The organism is Staphylococcus sp. 231237_7MaSpsaltlick, assembly GCF_043107035.1.
Genome location: NZ_JBICNX010000413.1, coordinates 1 through 423 on the forward strand (window position 1 = coordinate 1; position 423 = coordinate 423).

1 protein-coding gene is annotated in these 423 nt (G+C 32.9%); it reads left to right on the plus strand.

Annotation, left to right across the window (positions count from 1 at the left end; genetic code table 11):
* A partial coding sequence (locus ACF91D_RS32135) for a nucleoside-diphosphate sugar epimerase/dehydratase (RefSeq protein ID WP_392438761.1) occupies positions 1-423 on the plus strand: 423 nt, incomplete at both ends.

A 423-nucleotide genomic window follows, 5' to 3' on the forward strand; every position in this document is an offset into this window, starting at 1 on the left:
TGTTGCGACAGCAATTATCGTACCATTATTAACACATCAGCCGCCATTTTTAAGGTTATACTTTATAACTTGGATGATGCATTTATTGTTAATAGGTGGTTCTAGACTGTCTTGGAGAGTTTATAGGAAAACGTTTACCAATAAAGATGTTAAGAAAAAACCAACACTTATTGTAGGTGGCGGTAGAGGTGGTTCACTACTTATACGTCAAATGAGAAATACACCTTATATGGGAATGGAACCTGTGTTAGTAGTTGATGATGATCCAAAAAAACAGAAAATGTCTATGGCAACGGGCGTTAAAGTTCAAGTTTACATTACAGATATACCGGATTTAGTTAAGAAATTTAATAATAAAAAAATAATAAAATCAATACAGACACTATCACAAAGTAGATTAAGAGAAATAAACGAGCTGTGTGA